At 29.3% G+C, this 505-nt stretch carries 1 protein-coding gene; it reads left to right on the top strand.

What is annotated here, in order from left to right; translation table 11 throughout:
* A partial coding sequence (locus AYC60_RS01910) for an ABC transporter substrate-binding protein (protein WP_197416924.1) occupies positions 1–414 on the top strand: 414 nt, incomplete at its 5' end.
* Between the last annotated feature and the right edge of the window lie 91 nt (positions 415–505).

The raw sequence follows: 505 nt of genomic DNA, 5'->3' as shown, positions 1-505 counted from the left end.
ACTGAACAAGCTATGATTAATAAATTAATGGCTAATGAAGGTGCAAGTTTTGAAAAAGTAAATGTAATACCTTATTCATGGGATGTATTAAAAGATTTACAAACTGAAACAGATGCAACATGGATATATTATGCATGGGACGGTATCGCACTGAAAAATGCTGGTTTAGATTTTAATTTCTTCGATGTCAAAGTGGAACCAGACTTAGATTACTGTACTCCAGTAATTATAGCAAATAATGATTTCTTAGCAAATTATGAAGAAGTTGCTATGAATTTAATGAAAGCTATCGAAAAAGGTTATTTATATGCAATAGATAATGTAGAAGAATCTGTAGATATTTTATTAAAAGAAGCGCCTGAATTAAATAAAAATCTAGTATTAGAATCACAAAAATGGATAAATGATTACTAAGGAGACAAAGGTGTTAAATGGGGACATATAGATACTGCTAGATGGAATAAGTTCAATGAATGGTTACATAAAAATGGTGTAAGTGAAAATG

Origin of the sequence: Streptobacillus felis (assembly GCF_001559775.1) — a bacterium.
Lineage (GTDB): Bacteria > Fusobacteriota > Fusobacteriia > Fusobacteriales > Leptotrichiaceae > Streptobacillus > Streptobacillus felis.
This window is presented reverse-complemented; position numbering and strand designations above follow the sequence as displayed.